Below are 16,603 nucleotides of genomic sequence, written 5' to 3'. Positions count from 1 at the left end.
GGATGAACCGGTGAACGCACCCAAGCTGTGGCGCGGCCGGACGCTGGACGACCGGTCCGCGCAGCGTCGCGAGCAACTCGTGGACGTCGGTCTCGCCCTGCTCGGCACCGACGGATCGGCGGCCGTCACCATGCGCGCGGTCACGCGCCTGGCGAACCTGAGCCCCCGGTATTTCTACGAAAGTTTCGAAGACCGCCGAGCCCTGTTGACCGCCGTCTACGACCGCCTCGAAAGCGAGCTCCTGATCCGGCTGAGCACGCTGCGCCCCGATGCCGATCCGCGGGCCACGGTCCGTTCCGCGCTGGAGATCTGCGCCGCCTATTTCGAAGAGGATCCGCGCCGGGCCCGCGTACTGCTCCGCGAACCCCTCACCGACGACACCCTGCGCCGGCACAGCGCCGATCGGCTGCCCGCTTTCCTCCGCACGGTGGTGCCCACCCTGGGGCACGACACATTGATACCGAACAGCGAAGAAGCGCTCGCGATCCTCGGTACCGCCCTGGCGGGCGCCCTCGTCGCCCTCTATGTGGACTGGATCGACGGCCGGCTACCGGTGCCGCGGGGTCGACTGGTGGACGCGGCGGCCGAGATCGTCCTCTCGCTGGCGAAGATCCACCTCTGAACATCCACGCCGAGTTCCCGGCGGTCCGGCGATCCGCGACCCCGCTGCCGCCGCCTCCACAATCCCGCAGCCGGGCCGCGTCCTACCCGTCCACCGGGTTCGTCCCAGCGCAGCGATCGGCGAGCTCAGCCGGCTACTTCGCACCCGGAGTCCGCTCGCCCCGACCGCGCGACCCGGAATCCGACATCGTCGAGCCGCAGCGTCGGATGACTGCGCCGGCGCACCGACACCCGGCAACTCCAGTGCTCGTCGAACCAACCGCCGCCTCGCAGCACCCGGTATTCGCCGTACACCGCGGGATCGTAGATATCCCAGCACCATTCCCACATGTTGCCGAGCATGTCGTGCAGACCCCACGGGTTCGGCCGCTTCTCGCCGACCGGATGCACGCGTCCCCCGGAATTCGCCCGATACCAGGCGATCTCGTCGAGTTCGCCGTAACGCGGGCCTTCGGTGCCCGCCCGGCAGGCATACTCCCATTCGGCTTCGCTGGGCAGCCGGTATCCCTGACTCGTATCGATCCGCTCCACGTTCGTACCGTCGAGGCGGTACGCGGATGCGAGTCCTTCCCGCTCGGACAGGGCATTACAGAACCGCACCGCGTCCAGCCACGAAACGCTGTCGAACGGCAGCCCCCCATCGGGCACCCCACCCGCACCGAAAGTCCGCGCGTACTGCTCCCGTGTCACCGGAACAGACGCGATCCGGTACGCGGCCACCTCGACCGTCCAGCGCCGCTCGGTCCGGCGGTCCGACAACTCCACCCGGCCCGGCGCGATATCGACCAGTGCGACCCCAACCTCCACCACTGATGTCTATCATCGGCACCGGCCGGCGGCGCGGGAACCCACCCGCGACAACCAAGGCGGTGTCGGCGGGGACGTGTTCCGAGATCCGCGAGGCGCTGACCACAGGGCATTCGCCGGTATGCCGGCGGCGGGCAATGCGCAGGCGCCGAAGGGAGTCAGGCGCTGGGCTCGGGCAGGGCCGCACCCGTCTCGAGCAGCGTTTTGAGGCCGGCGACGATGGCGGGCCAGCCCTCGCTGATTCCGGCGAGCACAGCGCTGCCGGGCTCGAAGCCGTTGTGCACCACGGTCAGTTTCACCACCTCGCCCTTGGACTCGAGCTCGAAGGTGACCTTCGAGCGGGCCTCCCGGCCCCATGCCGCGACATCGCCGGGCTCCATCTCGAACGCCTCGGCGAATCGGGAGTCGAAGGTGTGCCAGGTGTAGGACAGCCGCGTGTACGGTTCGGCCTCCAGCACCACCTGCTCCGGGTCGTCGCTCGACCAGCCCTGCTGATGCCACACCATTCGTGATCCCGGACGCCAGTCGGTATCGAATGTCGCGCCCCAATAGCGTTTTGTGAAAGCGGGTTCGGTCAGCGCCTCCCACAGCTGCTGCGGAGTGGTCCGAATATAGGTGGTGTAGACGAATTCCGGTGCGCTCACAGGTTCCTCCAATGCTCGTTTCAGGTCCGCGAGGGCGGCGACCCGTTCGCGGTCGTATTTGCCGATCCACCCGGCGACCCGGCGACCCGGCGACCCGGCGACCCGGCGACCCGGCGACCCGGCGACCCGGCGACCCGGCGACCCGGCGACCCGGCGACCCGGCGACCCGGCGACCCGGCGACCCGGCGACCCGGCGACCCGGCGACCCGGCGACCCGGCGACCCGGCGACCCGGCGACCCGGGACTCGGGACTCGGGACTCGGGACTCGGGACTCGGGACTCGGGACTCGGGACTCGGGAGGACCGTCGCGCGCGGCGGTATCGACGGCAACCCACCCCACCTCAGAACCGATCGACCGACACCACCGTGTACCGGGTGGCCGGTGTCGACGGCGTCGCGTAACGAGCGTTGGGCAGGTACAGGCGCCCACTGTGGATCGCGACAGTCGTCGGTACATCGAACCCCGGTTCGGTGAAGCGATCGGTCAACTCGCCCCGCGTGCCCGCGCTGTCGAGCCTGATCTCGGCGAGGGTGTTGCGCCTGTTCTGCACGACGAGCAGCACGCACCCCCGTAGCAGCAGCCCGTCCCCATCCGGCACCGCCTCGGGGCCGAGATCGATCCGCGTCGCGACACCCGTGGCCGGGTCCACGCGGAACAACCGTCCGGTCACCGATTGCACGATGATCAGTCCCGTTCCGTCGGGCGTGCGAACGATCCCGTTGGCGTTGATCGCCCCGGCCACATAGCCGATATCACCGGTCAGCGCGCGCCCTTGCACCGCCGCGGGTCCCGGCAGCGCACCGCCGGGACCGAGCGGCAGATGGTAGAGCACCGGCGTGCGCGAATCGGTGAACCACGCACCCGTGGGAGTGAGCACGACATCGTTGACGAAGGTTTCCGGCGGTGTGCCCAGCTGATAGTTCGCGAGCACCGCACCCGTCCGGCTGTCCACGACTCGGGCATCACCGCCGGTGCCGCCCGCGACGAACAGGCGGCCGCGGTGGTCGAGCGCCACACCGAGCGACGGCGTACCCGGTCCGCGGCTCAGGACGGCTCCCCGCCCGGTCACCAGATCCGCGCGGTAGAGCGAACCGTCCACTCGCGAACCGATGTAGGCGATCGGCCGTGTTCCGATCGCGATTCCTTCGGGCTGGAAGCCGGCGGGCAGGTCGACCACGCGGGGTGACTCCGCCACCGCACGGTCCGCGGGCACCGATACCGTCGCGCCCAGACAGGCGAACGCGATCACGATACCCAGCACGCGCCGCTTCATCCGATGATCTCCGTGTGCCGCCATGCCGTCGAATCCGATCGAATCGCTAGTAACCGACAGTGAAATTCCGTGATCCACCGGGACTCTCGAGTTCGTCCACGATCGCCACCGCGAGATCCTCGGCCGAGATCCGGGACGCGCCGTCGGCATCGACCAGGAGTGTGGTGGTGCCGCGGCGGTATTTTCCGGTGCGAATTCCCGGTTCCAGGACAGCGGAGGGGCTGAGGTACACCCAGTCCGCCGGGTGGGCTCGGCACGCTTCCCATTGCGCGACACTGGCGGCGGCGATCGGGCGGATCGATTCCGGCACGTACTCGGGACTGTCGAGCACCAGCAGATCCGGACGATCAGGGTTACGCAAGGGTGCGGCGCCCCCGACCATGAGGATGCGCGCACCGCTCGCCGACGCCGCGTCGAGCAGCGCCGTAGCCGTTTCCGGGACGGCGTGTTCGGACCCGGGCGCGGGGCGCGTCGCGGCCACTACCGCGTCGGCGCCCGCGAACAGCTCACTCATTCGGCCTGGATCGTTCGCGTCGCCCGCGACGGCGGTCACGCCGAGCGGTAGGGCGGCCGGCGCGCCGGCCCGGAACACGGCCACGAGTTCATGGCCCCGGCCCACGGCTTCGGTGACGACGCGGGAGCCGACCATTCCGGCGGCGCCGACAACGGCGATTCTCATCGGGATATTCCTTTCGGTGCGGGTGTCGCAGTGGAAACGGAGAAGCGGCCGGGTGCGGGCAGCTGCCCCGCCACGATCGCGGCGAGGCCGAGCGCGAATCCCGCGAGCTGGATCGCGCCGAGCGTCTGTCCGAGCAGGGCGGCGCCGAGCACGGCCGCGACCAGCGGTGAGAGCAGGGTGAGGATCGCGACCGAGTTCACCGGGAGGGTGGTGACACCGCGGAACCACACGGCATAGGCGATCAGACCGCCGCACAGGCCGAGCCAGAGATAACCGATCGCCGCGGCCGGGCCGATCGCGGGCGGCGGCCCCTCGACGAACGCGGTCAGGGGCAGCAGCAAGACACCGCCCGCCGTGAGTTGCCAACCGGCGAACGCGGTCGGACCGACTCCCGCCGGTCGGCCCCAGTGTTTGGTGAGGGTCAGGCCGAGTGCCATCGAGACCGCACCCCCCAGCCCCGCCGCGACGCCGACCCCGTCGAACGCCGCGGCCGGGCCGAGCACCACCAGTGCGACGCCGGCCAGTCCCATCGCCCCCCAGCCGATTCGCCACGTGGAGGGGCGCTCACGCAGGACCGCCACCGCCAACACCGCGACGACGAGCGGCTGGGCGGCCGCCAAGGTCGCGGCGACCCCTCCGGGCAGGCGTTCGGCCGCGAGGAACAGCAGCGGGAAGAGCAGCCCGATGTTCAGCACACCGAGTACCGCGGACTTCCCCCACCAGGCTCCGCGCGGCAAGGTCCGGGTGATCGCGAGCGCGATCAGGCCGGCGGGGAGAGCGCGCAGCAGCCCCGCGAACAGCGGGTGTCCCGCCGGCAGGAGTTCGGTGGTGACGATGTAGGTCGTGCCCCACACGAACGGGGCGAAGGCCGTCAGTGCGGCGCGGGGCAGATCTCCGCGCGGAGAACCTGTCGCGGAACCGTCGTAAACCCTGTGCACAGCTGGACTTTTCACTCTCGAAGTCTCACCCGGCATTGATCAATGAGTCCAACACATGTTTGTCACCCCATCGATCTCCAGACAAGATTGATCCATGGAGCTTCAGCAGCTGCGCTATGTGCTCGCCGTCGCGGAGACGAACAACTTCACCCGGGCGGCCCAGCGCTGCCTGGTCGTGCAATCCGCGCTCAGTCACCAGATCGCCCGCCTGGAAAGGGAACTCGGCGCGAAACTGTTCGAACGCACCAGCCGCCGAGTGCGGCTGACACCGGCGGGCGAGGCGTTCCTCCCCGCCGCCCGCCAATGCCTCGACGCCGCCGAACGCGCGGCCGCCGAAGCCGCCGCGGCCGTCGGAGAGGTACGGGGACGGCTGGCCGTGGGGCTGATCGCCACCGTCACCGCGGTCGATATCCCACGCGCCCTGCGGGAATTCCGCCGGAGGTACCCGCATGTGCGCGTCACCCTGCGGGTGGGCGCCAGCGACGACCTCACCGACCAGGTCCGCGAGGGCACCCTCGACGTGGCGTTCCTCGGGCTGCCGACCACGGCCCGGCCGCACGGTGTCGCCGACCACGAACTCGCCCGCGACCGGCTCGTCGCCGTGGTCGCGCCCGAGCACCCGCTGGCCCGCGAACACTCCGTGGACCTGTGCCGCCTCGCCACCGAGATATTCGTGGACCTCCCGGCCGGCACGGCCGGACGCCTCCAATCCGATCAGGCCTTCGCCGCCGCCGGACTCGACCGGGAGGTCGCCTTCGAGGTGACGACCGCCGACTACACAGCCCGGCTGGTCGAGCAGAACCTGGGCGTGGCCATGCTCCCGTCCGCCTACGTACCCCAGCTCACCGGCGTGGTCACCCTCGAAGTCTCCGACGCCCCGGCCCGCGTCGAACACGTCATCTGGAGCCGCGTCACCCACACGCCGGCGGCATCGGCGTTCCTCGCCGTCCTGGACATCCCGTCATCGGGCGCCGCGCACCCCTGAACGCCGGTACCGTCGCCGCTATCGGACAACCCGGCGTTTCATCGTCCGGGTGCCGAGGCTGCCGTCGCTTCGTCCGGTTCCCGGTCCGGGCCGGCGATGTGCAGCGCGAATCCCCTGGTGCCGGGAGATTCCCGACCGGATAACAGCTCCGAACCGTCCGGGTACGTCAGGCCGGTGTAGTCGCCGCCGGACTCCGCGCGATACGGGATCGGTTCGGTGGTGAAGGCGGTCGTCAGTCGTTGCCGGAAGCGTTCGGCGATCTCGGCGTAGCGCTGATCGTCCAGGTGTACGGCACTGTGCTCGACGAACGGCGGCAGCACCTCGAATCCGGTGAACGACAGCACGCCGTGATTGATCGGGAACAACAGGTCGTCGATCGGACCATTGACTCCCCGCTCGGTGTAGTGCCCGATCCTGCCGCCCGCGGTCGTGACGACCATGGCGCGTTTGCCGACGAACGGACCGGCACCATAGCGCAGTAGCTGCGCGCCGTAGGCGAAGCCGTAGGTGAACACTCGGTCGATCCAGCCCTTGAGGATGGCGGGCATGGTGAACCACCACAGCGGGAACTGCAGGATGACCAGGTCGGCGTCGAGCAACTTCTGTTGTTCCACGCGAACTTCCTCGATGAGCCGGCCGGATCGGTAGGCCGCACCGGAGGCATGCATGAGGTCCGGCCCGGTGATGCCGTCGAAGTCGGTGTAGTCGGCCGCGGCCTGCCATTTCATGGCGTACAGGTCGGTGACCACGACCTCGTGACCGTCCGCGCGCAGGACATCGACGGCGAGGTCTTTCAGAGAGCCGGTCAGTGAGTTCGGGTCGGGGTGTGCGTAGACGATCAGTACGTTCATGTCAGCAATCCTGCGCCCGGACGCCGGGCATCGACCAGAGTCCGCTCGTACCACCGGACACGGGTTCCTGGGACTGACAGGACCACCCTTGTCGCCGCCGGACCGGGTGCCCACGCGCATACTGGGACGCATGGACGATCTCGGCGACCTCAGCGCTTTCCTGCAGTCGCGTCGCGCGCACGTGTCACCGGAATCGGTCGGCGTCACCGTCGGTGGCCGCCGCCGCGTGACCGGGTTGCGACGGGAGGAGCTGGCGCAGCTGGCCGGCCTGAGCGTCGACTACTACACCCGGCTCGAACAGGGCCGAGCGACACAACCGTCGGGGCAGGTGCTGGACGCGCTGTCCCGAGCGCTGCAACTCGACGAGGTGGCCCGTGAACACCTGTACAAGCTGGTCGAACAGCGCAGCCGCCGGCCGCGGCCCACCAACTACCCGGCCACGATCCGGCCGCAACTGCGGCAGATCCTGGACACGATGCACGACTATCCGGCGTTGATCCTCAACCACCGCATCGACGTACTGGCCTACAACCGACTGGCCGGCCTCCTGTACTGGGATCTTGATCAGGTGCCGGCGGAGGACCGCAATCTGGCCAGGATGATCTTCCTCGACGCGGACCGCTTCGACCTGTACGCCGATCGCCCGTCGTGCACCGCCGAGACCGTGGCCCACCTGCGCCATGCCGCCGGCGAGTTCCCCGACGACCATGAACTGGCCGCGCTCATCGGTGAGTTGTCCATCGGCAGCCGCCGGTTCAGCGAACTGTGGGCCGCCGCCGAGGTGAGTGTGCGCGGCCACGGAGCGCTGCGCTTCCGGCATCCGATGGTCGGCGTGATCACGCTGCATCAGGAGCGTTTCACGCTGCCGGACGGTTCCGGCCAGGAGCTGATCACTTTGGCGCCCGAGCCGGGCAGTATCGATGCGGACAATCTCCGATTGCTCGCCAACCTTGGCGTCGACGAGACCGACGCGCCCCGGTCGCGACCGTGAGCCGATCGGCGCGAACCGGCATGGATACGAGCGCCGGGTCCTCGACACCCGCGGACCGCGATTCCGGCCGGCCGATCGGCGACCGAGCTCAGAACGGCCGCTGGGTGCGGATGATCTCGGCCAGGTAGGCGTAGTCGTCGGCCCGGGCGGTGGACGCGCGGAACACCAGGCCGAGCGTTCGCCCGGGCGCGGGAGCGGCGAAGCGGGCGATCTCGAGTGCGCCCCGCCCGGTTTCGGCTTTCACCGCCATTTCGGGAACGAGCGTGACACCGAGCCCGCCGGCGACACACTGCACCACAGTCGACAGCGATGCCGCCCGGGTGTCGCCGACCGTGCCGGGGTGCGCCTCCACCGACCGACACAGCTCCAGTGTCTGGGCGCGCAGGCAATGGCCCTCGTCCAGGAGCAGGATCGGCAGCGCGTCCAGTGCGGACGGCTCGAGATCGGTGCGGCCCGCCAGCTCGTGGTCGGCCGGTACGACGACCACGAATTCCTCCGTGTACAGCGGCATCTCGACCAGCCCGGGCAGCTCGGTGGGGACGGCGACCACCGCGACGTCGAGCACTCCCGCGCGCAGTTCGTCCAGCAATCGCGTGGTCTTGTCCTCGATCACCTGCGGGATCAGCGCGGGCAGCTTGCGGCGCAGGGTGGGCAGCAGCGACGGGAGAACGTACGGGGCGACGGTCGGGATGAAACCCATGCGGAGCACCCCGGTGAGTACGTCGCCGGTTGCCGCGGCCAGGAATTGGTCGGCCGCCTCGAGCGTCGCCATCGCCTGTGGTAGCAGGCGCGCGCCGACCGCGGTGACCAGCACCCGCCGCGTGCTGCGTTCGATCAACTGCAGACCGAGGCCGTTCTCCAGCGCGGCCAGTGCTTGCGACAGCGTGGGTTGACTCACATCGAGACGGGCGGCGGCGGTTCCGAAATGCCGATATTCCGCGACAGCGACGAACGCACGCAGCTGTGAAAGGGTCGGCTGATAAGACTGATCGGGCACACCTATCAGTCTAGTGCGACTGATCACTTTTACCTTTCACCGCTGGTTGGGCAAGATCGAACACAGGCTTTCGCCGCACCGGCCGGGCATCGATTCCGCCGGTACCACCGACACAACGAGGAGATCACGCATGCCCCTGCTGACCATCGGCGACCAGTTCCCCGCCTACGACCTCACCGCGGTGATCGGCGGTGACCTGTCGAAGGTCGACGCTCAGCAGCCGGACGACTACTTCACGCGGGTCACCAGCGCCGACCACCCGGACAAGTGGCGGATCGTGTTCTTCTGGCCGAAGGACTTCACCTTCGTATGCCCCACCGAGATCGCCGCGTTCGGCAAGCTGAACGAGGAGTTCGCCGATCGTGACGCCCAGGTGCTCGGCGCGTCCGTCGACAACGAGTTCGTCCACTTCCAGTGGCGGGCCCAGCACGAGGATCTGAAGACCCTGCCCTTTCCGATCCTGTCCGACCTCAAGCGTGAACTGGCCACCGCCACCGGCGTTCTCAACGCCGACGGCGTCGCCGACCGCGCCACCTTCATCGTCGACCCGAACAACGAGATCCAGTTCGTCTCGGTGACCGCCGGTTCCGTCGGCCGCAATGTCGACGAGGTGCTGCGGGTACTCGACGCGCTGCAGTCCGACGAGCTGTGCGCCTGCAACTGGAAGAAGGGCGACCCGACCATCGACGCCGGCGAACTGCTGGCCGCGGCCGTCTGAGACCGGAGGGAACAGCCATGAGCATCGACGCCCTGAAGAACTCGCTACCCGAGTACGCCAAGGACCTGAAACTCAACCTCTCGTCCATCTCGCGGACCACGGTGCTGAACGAACAGCAACTATGGGGCACGCTGCTGGCCGCCGCCGCCGCGACGAAGTCCACCACCACCCTGCGCGAGATCGCGGAGGAGGCCGCCGACGTGCTCTCCGCCGAGGCCTACGACGCCGCGCTCGGCGCCGCCTCGATCATGGGCATGAACAATGTCTTCTATCGCGGCAAGGCATTCCTGGACGGCAAGTACGACGATCTGCGGGCCGGGCTGCGGATGCAGATCATCGGCTCGCCGGGCGTGGACAAGGCCGATTTCGAGCTCTGGTCGTTCGCGGTGTCCTCGATCAACGGCTGCCAGCACTGCATGGAGGCGCACGAGCACACACTGCGCGAAGCCGGGGTCTCGCGTGAGGTGATCTTCGAGTCGCTGCGTGCCGCGGCGATCGTGGCCGGCGTCGGCCAGGCCGTGCAGTCGACCGAAGCGCTGGCGACGGCCTCGGTCTGATCTCTTCGGCGAACTCGCCGCCGGGATCCGGACACCGGTCCGGCCGCAACCCCGTTTCAAGGGTCGCGGCCGGACCGGTGTCTCACGCTCCGATATCGGAGGTGGCGCGGAAGTCACTCGGGCGAACGCCCCGGTGCCGTTTGAACGCCGCGCTGAAACCGAAAGCGTCCGCATAGCCGACGGCTTTCGCCACCTGCGCCACGGTGAGCCGGCGGTCGGCCAGCAGTTCCTCCGCGTCGTCCATCCGGCACTCGGTGAGATACGCCAGCGGCGACTGCCCCATCACCTCGGTGAAACGCCGCGCGAACAGGGCTCGGGAGACCCCGGACTCGGAGGCCAGCGACGCGACCGTCCAACCGGCGGCGGGTTGCCGGTGCATCGCTGCCAACGCCGGCCCGACCACCGGATCGGCCGGCCCGCGATACCATCCCGGCGCGTCGGTGTTCTGCCCCTCGAACCAGTCGCGCAGTGTGCACACCAGCGCCCAGTCGAGCAGCCGGTCCATGAGCGCCTGCGCTCCGGCCGGCCGTTTCGCCGCGTCCGCGGCCACGGTTTCCATCCAGGCGCACACCTCCACATCGTCGGACACCACCAGAACGGGCGGCACCGCGCGCAGCAGCCGTTCATGACGCCGGCCGGAGGCCCGGTAGGCGCCGACGATCAGCGCGGTCTCACCGGCGGGGTCGTTACCCCACCGGCCACTGCCCAGACTCGCCTCGCATTCCGCATCGGTGGTGAAGCAGGCGATCTCGTATTCCTCGTGGGGCAGGTCCACCGAATCGGCTCGATCGGCGAGGAGGAAAGGTTCGGGGCCGCGCACGATCGCGGTGTCCCCGACCGAGATCCGGCGCTCCGCCCCGTCGGGCAGCAACAATGTGCCCCCGCCGCGCAGCACGGTCACCATGGTCAACGGCGCGCCGTCGGCGAAGCGAATGGTCCACGGGGCCTCCAGGACCGCGTGGGTGAGGACGGCTCCTTCGGCCCGGATACCGCCGAGGAGGTTGCTCAAGGGATCCACACCCCGAGCGTAGACGAACTCCTATCAGATCTAGATCTTCAGCCATAGATCGTCCAGCGGATCGAGTGTGGAATGGAATCCGACACCACAACCGATCGTCCGGGAAACCGGACGCACTGGAGGATTTCGTGCAGATCAACCCGGCCGAGCACACCACGACCACTCGTACCGCGCTGGTCGTCGTCGCCCACCCCCGCCCCGACTCGCTCACCGCCCATATCGCCCGGCTCGCCGCCCGCCGGCTCACCGCGGCCGGTTACCGGATCGACCTGCTGGATCTGCACGCCGAAGGCTTCGATCCCCGCATGACCGTCGCCGACCTGCCCGACTGGGGCAACCGGGAAAAGACCTACTCCCTCGAGGTGGAGAACCAGATGCGGCGCATCCTCGCCGCCGACATCGTCGTCGCGGTGTTTCCGGTGTACTGGGTGCAGGTCCCGGCCATCCTCAAAGGCTGGATCGATCGCGTGTGGAACTACGGATTCGCCTACGGCCGCAGCAAACCCCGGCTCGCGGGAAAGCGGGCGCTGTGGCTCGGGCTGGCCGGCGCGGCGGATGACGACGGAGTCGTCGACCTCATGCGGCAGTCACTGAGCATGCAACTCGACGACGGCGTCGCCTACTACTGCGGCCTGGCGCAGTCGTCGGTAGGACTGCTGCCCGGCGCCGAGGAGAAACCGCAGCGTGTGGACGCCGACGGCAACCTGCTGCTCGACGAGACTCTCACCGGGGCCGCGCGCGACACCCACTATGCGGATCTGGAAGGACGCGCGATTCGCTTCGTCGACGATTTTCTGGCCGGTGACCGAGTGTCGGCGGTCGCTGTCACCGACCGAGTGGGTTGATCCATGTCACCTCGGGGAATCGGGCGAAATCGGTGTCGAAAGAACACACGGCGACTCCGTGCTCGATAGCCAGAGCCGCGAGGTGTGCGTCCGGCACCAGATTTCCCGTGGCGTAATGATCATCGACGAGCCGGCCGAGGACCCGCCGGTGCCGGTCTGTCGGCAGCGGCACCCAGGCCATATCGTGATCCAGCCATTCATCGACGTAGGTCCAAGCTTCCCGCCCCGTCATCGGGGTGGTGAAGATCTTCGGATGTGTAGCGATCCGGACGAAACCGACCAGGCTGTGCCACGGGAAGCCGACACGCACATCACCGTTCATCGCACTCTCCAGCCAGGAATGCGCCACCTCGTGATGGGGACTGCTTTCGTCGACCGCATACAGCAGCACATTCACGTCGAGGATCACGATTGCCCGGGGTACGGCTCGTCGACCAGATCCGATACGTCCGAATTCCGGGACAGATCCACCCGCGCGCCCAAGGAGCGGGTCCGCTGCCGGAACGGGCGTCGCACGGCCGGCTGCCCATGATGAATACCAGCTCGCACCAGCTCATTGACTGCCTCGCCGAGGCCTATGCCCCGTTCGAGTCGCAGCCGCTCGGCTGCTGCGAGGACATCGCTGTCGAGGCGGATCGTGGTGCGCATGTTCTCAGGTTACATCAGTGATGCACATATTCGGCACCACTGATGCTAACCTACGGACACCACCCACCGATTGAGATATACTTCCGAAGAGATTTATATATCCGATTGGAGGGCCATGACCAAAACACTGATCGACATTCCGGACGAACTGATGGAGCAGGCCCGGCAGATCACGGGCGGAGCGACGAAGACAGAGACGGTGCGCACCGCCCTGCGACTGCTCGTCCGCCAACAACAGCAGCACGACGCGATCGCGTGGTTCGCCGATCACGGACCGTTCCTATCCGAGGACGAGATCGCCGAGGAAAGCGACCGGCAGCCTCCAAGGTGACCCCTACAGTTCGCGCGCTGTATCTGGCCGACCACAGCGCGGTCGCCCGCATCCAGCGCCACGTTCCGGTACGCGAGGCATTCGACCGACTCAACGCCTCGGCCGCGGTGCTCTGTTCCTGCGCCGTCACCACCGACGAAGCGGCATTCAGTGCCCGCAACCCCGACGAACTCCAGAAGATCCTGCAGATCTACACCGAGGCGTTCCGCTATCTGCCGATGGAACCGGCCATCGACCCGATAGTCCGCTCCATCCGGCAGCAGCTGTGGTCCGCAGGTCAAGGGCGGTCCGCCCAGGCCACCGATATCCTCATCGCAGCAACCGCGGTCCACTACGGCGCCACAGTCCTGCACTACGACAAACACTTCGAACTGATATCCGCCGCATACCCCGACCTGCGTCAGCGCTGGATCGTGCCACGCGGTTCGATCTCCTGAACTGCAGACGGCGGTGGATACGCGAACCCACCGTAGCCCGGCGCGCTCACGAATCCGCGATCTGATCGAGGCGCACCTCGGGTGCCGGGGCCGCCAACGCGGCCAGCAGTCGCAGGTCGGCCGCGGCGGCCGAGTCGGCGGGGGCGCTGTAGATCATCATCGTCATATCCGGGTCGTCGGGCGCGCGCATCGCGACATAGTCGAGTGCGAGTTCGCCGATCTGGGGATGGCGGAACCGTTTGCGGCCACGCGTTTTCGCATGCACATCGTGCTCGGCCCACAGCCGCCGGAACTCGTCGCTGACCAACGAGAGTTCACCGATCAGCGCGGCCAGCTGTGGATCGTCGGGATGACGGCCGGCGTCGTAGCGCAGGTTGGCGACCGTATCGCGGGCCTTGGTCTGCCAGTCGGGGTAGAGATCGCGGGCGGCTTCGTCGAGAAAGACGAGCCGGGCCATATTGCGTTCGGCTTTCGGGAGCCCGGGGAAATCGGCGACGAGCGCGCGGGCCAGTTCGTTCCAGGCGAGGATGTCCAGCCGGCGGCCGACGATGTAGGCGGGGACGGCCGCGAGGGCTTCGAGAGCCTGGCGCATTTCCGGCCCGACCCGCTGTGGCCGACTGGGTCGTTTCCGGGCTGTTCCCGGTTCGGCCAGGTTGTGTAAGTGCCTGCGTTCGTCGGCGTCGAGCTGGAGAGCGCGCGCCACGGCGTCGAGCACGCCCGGGGAAACGTTGCGGGCACGCCCTTGTTCGAGGCGGGTGTAGTAGTCGACGCTCACCCCGGCGAGCAGGGCGAGTTCCTCACGACGCAGACCGGGCACCCGGCGTCGGCCCCCGAAGTCGGCGGCGCCGGCTTCCTCGGGTCTCAGGCGGGCGCGGCGGGTCTTGAGGAACTCACTGAGCTGGCGAGCACGATCCATACCCTCCAGCATCCCGGATGACCGGTGGCCTGTGCCTGGTCCTGGCAAACCCAGGCCGGCCCGACCCCGGTCGATCGGAGCACTGGGTGCGGCGGCGGTGTGCCGACACGATGGAGATCGTTCGCCGAGCGAACACCACACCGATCGACACGACCAGGAGTTACCCATGTCGAACTCTCTGTCCATCATCGCCGGATTCACCGCCCGCCCGGGTCAGGAGCAGCGGTTGCGCGACGAGCTGACCGCGATGATCGCACCCTCACTGGCGGAGCCGGGCTGCCTGGGTTACCACCCGTACTCGGATCCGGCTCGCCCGGACCGGATGATCATCATGGAGGAATGGACCGATGCCGCGGCACTGGACCACCACTTCACGCTGCCGCACTTCGAGCGGGTGGCGGCCGCGCTGGAAGAGATCCTCGCCGAGCCGTTCACCCTGCGCCGCTTGACCGATGTCTCGCCCGAGGACGCCGACTCGTGCGCCTGATTTCGTTCACCCGGCCGGACGCTCCGATACCGGGCCTCGACCGGGCCCGGGTTCAGTTGGGGACCGGCGCGAAGCCGAATTCCCGCAGCAGTCGCCCTTCTTTCGCATCGGCCCACGCGGTGGCCAGGAAGTCGAGCGCGTCGCCGGGCAGGTCCTCCGGATCGGCCCAGACGAGTTCGGTGCACTTGTGCGGTTCGCGAATAACCGGCGTGCCCGCCCACGATTCCGCGGTGAGGAAGATGTCCACCCGGGCTTCTTGGACCAACCGGACCATGGTGCCGCTGGGGCGCAGATCGGCAGGAGCGAGGGTGATTCCGAGTTCTTCGGCGATTTCACGGACCGCGGACGCGGTGGGAGCCTCGCCGCGGTCGACGTGGCTGGTCGGCAACCCGAGCCGGCCGTCGGCGTAGCCGCGGCCGGCGCGGCGCATCAACAGGATTCGGCCGTGCTCGACCAGAAAGACGTGTACCGCCAAGGGATAGCGGTCGTGCTTGGTGTCGAACACGTATCCCGACATCGGTTTCCTCGTTTCGGAGCTCCCGCGGCGAGCGGCTGGGTGCGCATCGTGTGATTTGCCGACGTACACGGTAGCCCCCATGACAGGACCCGTCGAAGTTGGCGATCAACCGGGCGCGCCGTCGCAGTACCGGACTCGCGTGCGCTATCCGAGAAAGGTGACCTCGCCAGCGTGGACCGGACCGGAGCCGGGGAATGGAGTGGTCGCGTTATCGGGCAGTGGGCGGCCCGGGCTGATCAGTACGCGCTGATCAGTCCGGCGCCACGCACGCGAGGGGGGTCAGACGATATCGATGAGGTCGAGGACGGCCGTCGCGTACTCGTCGTCTCCGGAGATCGCGACCTGTTCGGCCCAGGGACTGCGTCCGGTCCCCCACAGCACGAAATCCGCTGCCGAAGAGCTGACGATCGTGTCGGACGAATCGATTCCGGCGGTGACCGCGACCCGATCACCGATCGAGGTCAGCGTCCACGCGCCTTCACCGGGCCCGGTGAGCCGGACGCCGAGCGGACGGGTGAGCGCGGGAGCCACCTCGGGACACATCTGCGGCAACCCCGCCCACATCCAGTCGACGGCCGCACGTAGCGACTGATGATCGTGGGGCCCGACCGGACGATTCACCGGCCCCTCCGGCGCCAGGAGATCGACGTACATATGGCACCAGAGGTCGAAGGCGAACGCGTCGGCGAGCTGGTGGGCTTCGTAGGTGCCGAGGTCGGTCAAAGTGATCGGGGCCGTGGCCATCTCACCCTCCTGCATGGCCGTCAACGCCCCCATGGCGCCGTCCATGTTCTGCAGGAACTCGTCGGCGACCTGGGTCGCGGACCAATGCCGGCGCTGCGCGACCAGCAGTTCCTGGAGTTGCTCGGCGGTCTCGGGCGCCGGTACTGCGGGATCGGCCGGCGGCGGATCGATGAGAGCCGCGAAATTGGATCCGGTGTGGGCGACCAGATCCTGCACCGACCATCCGGCGCACCGGCTCGGGGCCGTCCACTCGTCAGCGCGCAGGCTGGTGACCACATCGGCGTAGCGCGCGGCGAGATCTCGTGCGGCGGACAGTCCGGACATACTCATCGGGTTCCTCGGTTTCTGCTGTACAGCCGTCCCCCGGTCCGTGGCGAGCGCGGACAGGCCGGACGGTTTGTTCTCGATCACTGTATAGAGATCCCCCCACCCTGTCGCGCCGATGGCCGAGCGCCGAGAAAGCTACGCCCGAGCTCCCGTCAGCCGCAGCGCACGTGTATCCGCCACCGCACCGACCGCCGTAGCTTGCGGGGGGTGGCGGGGAAGGCCTGCGTTGTCGGAGCACAGGTTCGGCATCATGGGCCGTCGCGTGAGCGC

The 16,603-nt window shown here is 68.4% G+C and carries 22 protein-coding genes; 9 read left to right on the top strand and 13 right to left on the bottom strand.

Annotated elements, in window-relative coordinates:
* Window positions 1-10: 10 nt before the first annotated feature.
* The gene (locus OG804_RS30775) at window positions 11-622 is read left to right on the top strand and encodes a TetR/AcrR family transcriptional regulator (protein ID WP_328392140.1); all 612 of its coding nucleotides are present in this window, start codon (window positions 11-13) and stop codon (window positions 620-622) included.
* Between the two features lie 125 nt (window positions 623-747).
* Here the strand turns inward: OG804_RS30775 and OG804_RS30770 are convergent, their stop codons facing one another.
* The 5 genes from OG804_RS30770 to OG804_RS30750 all read right to left on the bottom strand — a co-directional run bounded on the left by OG804_RS30770 (window position 748) and on the right by OG804_RS30750 (window position 4,964).
* On the bottom strand, window positions 748-1,410 hold the full coding sequence (locus OG804_RS30770) for a formylglycine-generating enzyme family protein (protein ID WP_328398841.1): 663 nt from the start codon (window positions 1,408-1,410) through the stop codon (window positions 748-750).
* 176 nt (window positions 1,411-1,586) lie between these two features.
* A complete protein-coding gene (locus tag OG804_RS30765; RefSeq protein ID WP_328392139.1) occupies window positions 1,587-2,072 on the bottom strand; it encodes an SRPBCC family protein in 486 nt (161 codons plus the stop codon).
* 342 nt (window positions 2,073-2,414) lie between these two features.
* Entirely contained in the window at window positions 2,415-3,347 is a 933-nt protein-coding gene (locus tag OG804_RS30760; protein WP_328392138.1) for an SMP-30/gluconolactonase/LRE family protein, read from the bottom strand.
* A gap of 46 nt (window positions 3,348-3,393) precedes the next feature.
* On the bottom strand, window positions 3,394-4,026 hold the full coding sequence (locus OG804_RS30755) for an NAD(P)-dependent oxidoreductase (RefSeq protein ID WP_328392137.1): 633 nt from the start codon (window positions 4,024-4,026) through the stop codon (window positions 3,394-3,396).
* Entirely contained in the window at window positions 4,023-4,964 is a 942-nt protein-coding gene (locus OG804_RS30750; RefSeq protein ID WP_328392136.1) for an EamA family transporter, read from the bottom strand. The genes OG804_RS30755 and OG804_RS30750 overlap by 4 nt, the downstream gene beginning before the upstream one ends.
* Before the next feature lie 94 nt (window positions 4,965-5,058).
* Here OG804_RS30750 and OG804_RS30745 point away from each other — a divergent pair, with 94 nt between their 5' ends.
* Complete coding sequence (locus OG804_RS30745; RefSeq protein WP_328392135.1) at window positions 5,059-5,949, top strand: LysR family transcriptional regulator; 891 nt, start codon at window positions 5,059-5,061, stop codon at window positions 5,947-5,949.
* Between the two features lie 38 nt (window positions 5,950-5,987).
* Here the strand turns inward: OG804_RS30745 and OG804_RS30740 are convergent, their stop codons facing one another.
* On the bottom strand, window positions 5,988-6,800 hold the full coding sequence (locus OG804_RS30740; RefSeq protein WP_328392134.1) for an NAD(P)H-dependent oxidoreductase: 813 nt from the start codon (window positions 6,798-6,800) through the stop codon (window positions 5,988-5,990).
* 130 nt (window positions 6,801-6,930) lie between these two features.
* Between OG804_RS30740 and OG804_RS30735 the strand changes: the two genes are divergently transcribed.
* Entirely contained in the window at window positions 6,931-7,791 is an 861-nt protein-coding gene (locus tag OG804_RS30735) for a helix-turn-helix transcriptional regulator (RefSeq protein WP_328392133.1), read from the top strand.
* Between the two features lie 88 nt (window positions 7,792-7,879).
* Here the strand turns inward: OG804_RS30735 and OG804_RS30730 are convergent, their stop codons facing one another.
* Complete coding sequence (locus OG804_RS30730) at window positions 7,880-8,788, bottom strand: hydrogen peroxide-inducible genes activator (protein WP_328392132.1); 909 nt, start codon at window positions 8,786-8,788, stop codon at window positions 7,880-7,882.
* A gap of 130 nt (window positions 8,789-8,918) precedes the next feature.
* Between OG804_RS30730 and OG804_RS30725 the strand changes: the two genes are divergently transcribed.
* Both OG804_RS30725 and OG804_RS30720 read left to right on the top strand, forming a co-directional pair.
* Complete coding sequence (locus tag OG804_RS30725; RefSeq protein ID WP_328392131.1) at window positions 8,919-9,506, top strand: peroxiredoxin; 588 nt, start codon at window positions 8,919-8,921, stop codon at window positions 9,504-9,506.
* Between the two features lie 17 nt (window positions 9,507-9,523).
* Complete coding sequence (locus OG804_RS30720) at window positions 9,524-10,063, top strand: carboxymuconolactone decarboxylase family protein (protein ID WP_328392130.1); 540 nt, start codon at window positions 9,524-9,526, stop codon at window positions 10,061-10,063.
* 82 nt (window positions 10,064-10,145) lie between these two features.
* On the opposite strand, the gene OG804_RS30715 is transcribed toward OG804_RS30720, so the two are convergent.
* Window positions 10,146-11,081 carry an AraC family transcriptional regulator gene (locus OG804_RS30715; RefSeq protein ID WP_328392129.1) on the bottom strand — a complete coding sequence of 312 codons (936 nt, stop codon included), beginning with the start codon at window positions 11,079-11,081 and terminating at the stop codon, window positions 10,146-10,148.
* A 128-nt stretch (window positions 11,082-11,209) separates the two neighbouring features.
* Between OG804_RS30715 and OG804_RS30710 the strand changes: the two genes are divergently transcribed.
* Window positions 11,210-11,926, top strand: coding sequence for an NAD(P)H oxidoreductase (locus tag OG804_RS30710; RefSeq protein ID WP_328392128.1), 717 nt, complete (start codon window positions 11,210-11,212; stop codon window positions 11,924-11,926).
* Here the strand turns inward: OG804_RS30710 and OG804_RS30705 are convergent.
* Both OG804_RS30705 and OG804_RS30700 read right to left on the bottom strand, forming a co-directional pair.
* Window positions 11,907-12,335, bottom strand: a complete 429-nt coding sequence (locus tag OG804_RS30705; protein ID WP_328392127.1) for a TA system VapC family ribonuclease toxin — start codon at window positions 12,333-12,335, stop codon at window positions 11,907-11,909. The two genes, OG804_RS30710 and OG804_RS30705, sit on opposite strands and share 20 nt — an antisense overlap.
* Window positions 12,332-12,574: a CopG family transcriptional regulator gene (locus OG804_RS30700; protein WP_328392126.1), complete on the bottom strand. Its 243-nt coding sequence runs from the start codon at window positions 12,572-12,574 to the stop codon at window positions 12,332-12,334. The genes OG804_RS30705 and OG804_RS30700 overlap by 4 nt, the downstream gene beginning before the upstream one ends.
* Window positions 12,575-12,689: 115 nt before the next feature.
* Here OG804_RS30700 and OG804_RS30695 point away from each other — a divergent pair, with 115 nt between their 5' ends.
* Entirely contained in the window at window positions 12,690-12,905 is a 216-nt protein-coding gene (locus tag OG804_RS30695) for a type II toxin-antitoxin system VapB family antitoxin (RefSeq protein WP_328392125.1), read from the top strand.
* A complete protein-coding gene (locus tag OG804_RS30690; protein ID WP_328392124.1) occupies window positions 12,902-13,342 on the top strand; it encodes a PIN domain-containing protein in 441 nt (146 codons plus the stop codon). The genes OG804_RS30695 and OG804_RS30690 overlap by 4 nt, the downstream gene beginning before the upstream one ends.
* A gap of 46 nt (window positions 13,343-13,388) precedes the next feature.
* Here OG804_RS30690 and OG804_RS30685 read toward each other — a convergent pair whose 3' ends face one another.
* Window positions 13,389-14,258 (bottom strand): helix-turn-helix domain-containing protein, encoded by an 870-nt coding sequence (locus tag OG804_RS30685; RefSeq protein ID WP_328392123.1) that lies wholly within the window; start codon window positions 14,256-14,258, stop codon window positions 13,389-13,391.
* A gap of 166 nt (window positions 14,259-14,424) precedes the next feature.
* Here OG804_RS30685 and OG804_RS30680 point away from each other — a divergent pair, with 166 nt between their 5' ends.
* Window positions 14,425-14,745 carry a putative quinol monooxygenase gene (locus OG804_RS30680; protein WP_328392122.1) on the top strand — a complete coding sequence of 107 codons (321 nt, stop codon included), beginning with the start codon at window positions 14,425-14,427 and terminating at the stop codon, window positions 14,743-14,745.
* A 52-nt stretch (window positions 14,746-14,797) separates the two neighbouring features.
* Here OG804_RS30680 and OG804_RS30675 read toward each other — a convergent pair whose 3' ends face one another.
* Entirely contained in the window at window positions 14,798-15,262 is a 465-nt protein-coding gene (locus tag OG804_RS30675) for an NUDIX domain-containing protein (protein WP_328392121.1), read from the bottom strand.
* 279 nt (window positions 15,263-15,541) lie between these two features.
* On the bottom strand, window positions 15,542-16,336 hold the full coding sequence (locus OG804_RS30670; RefSeq protein ID WP_328392120.1) for a maleylpyruvate isomerase family mycothiol-dependent enzyme: 795 nt from the start codon (window positions 16,334-16,336) through the stop codon (window positions 15,542-15,544).
* Between the last annotated feature and the right edge of the window lie 267 nt (window positions 16,337-16,603).

This window comes from Nocardia sp. NBC_00416 (assembly GCF_036032445.1).
GTDB lineage: Bacteria > Actinomycetota > Actinomycetes > Mycobacteriales > Mycobacteriaceae > Nocardia.
Note: the sequence above shows the minus strand (reverse complement) of the source record. Positions and strands in the feature narration are given on the sequence as shown.

What these genes read in the sequence shown, in the direction of transcription:
- OG804_RS30725 (WP_328392131.1), top strand. Translation starts at nt 8,919, where the DNA reads ATGCCCCTGCTGACCATCGGCGACCAGTTCCCCGCCTACGACCTCACC.
- OG804_RS30675 (WP_328392121.1), bottom strand. Translation starts at nt 15,262, where the DNA reads ATGTCGGGATACGTGTTCGACACCAAGCACGACCGCTATCCCTTGGCG.
- OG804_RS30720 (WP_328392130.1), top strand. Translation starts at nt 9,524, where the DNA reads ATGAGCATCGACGCCCTGAAGAACTCGCTACCCGAGTACGCCAAGGAC.
- OG804_RS30700 (WP_328392126.1), bottom strand. Translation starts at nt 12,574, where the DNA reads ATGCGCACCACGATCCGCCTCGACAGCGATGTCCTCGCAGCAGCCGAG.
- OG804_RS30745 (WP_328392135.1), top strand. Translation starts at nt 5,059, where the DNA reads ATGGAGCTTCAGCAGCTGCGCTATGTGCTCGCCGTCGCGGAGACGAAC.
- OG804_RS30740 (WP_328392134.1), bottom strand. Translation starts at nt 6,800, where the DNA reads ATGAACGTACTGATCGTCTACGCACACCCCGACCCGAACTCACTGACC.
- OG804_RS30685 (WP_328392123.1), bottom strand. Translation starts at nt 14,258, where the DNA reads ATGGATCGTGCTCGCCAGCTCAGTGAGTTCCTCAAGACCCGCCGCGCC.
- OG804_RS30695 (WP_328392125.1), top strand. Translation starts at nt 12,690, where the DNA reads ATGACCAAAACACTGATCGACATTCCGGACGAACTGATGGAGCAGGCC.
- OG804_RS30755 (WP_328392137.1), bottom strand. Translation starts at nt 4,026, where the DNA reads ATGAGAATCGCCGTTGTCGGCGCCGCCGGAATGGTCGGCTCCCGCGTC.
- OG804_RS30680 (WP_328392122.1), top strand. Translation starts at nt 14,425, where the DNA reads ATGTCGAACTCTCTGTCCATCATCGCCGGATTCACCGCCCGCCCGGGT.
- OG804_RS30760 (WP_328392138.1), bottom strand. Translation starts at nt 3,347, where the DNA reads ATGAAGCGGCGCGTGCTGGGTATCGTGATCGCGTTCGCCTGTCTGGGC.
- OG804_RS30735 (WP_328392133.1), top strand. Translation starts at nt 6,931, where the DNA reads ATGGACGATCTCGGCGACCTCAGCGCTTTCCTGCAGTCGCGTCGCGCG.
- OG804_RS30670 (WP_328392120.1), bottom strand. Translation starts at nt 16,336, where the DNA reads ATGAGTATGTCCGGACTGTCCGCCGCACGAGATCTCGCCGCGCGCTAC.